Annotated in this window: 1 pseudogene; it reads left to right on the forward strand. The window is 61.4% G+C overall.

The features are described 5' to 3' along the window. Nucleotides 1-246 (forward strand): annotated as a pseudogene (locus J5M67_RS29135) (arylsulfatase); the annotation flags it as partial.

Below are 246 nucleotides of genomic sequence, written 5' to 3' on the forward strand. Positions count from 1 at the left end.
GCGATACCGACATCAAGGATCGCCTGCTCAAGGGCACTGATGTCGGCGGCAAGAACTTCAAGGTGCACCTGGACGGCTACAACCAGCTGGACTACCTGACCGGCAAGTCCAACGAGAGTGCGCGCAACGAGTTCTACTACTTCAACGACGACGGCCAACTGGTGGCCATGCGCTTCGGCGACTGGAAGGCGGTGTTCTGCGAGCAGCGCAAGCCCGGCGGCTTCGAGGTGTGGAGCGAACCCTTCG

Source organism: Pseudomonas sp. 30_B (assembly GCF_017491605.1).
GTDB lineage: Bacteria > Pseudomonadota > Gammaproteobacteria > Pseudomonadales > Pseudomonadaceae > Pseudomonas.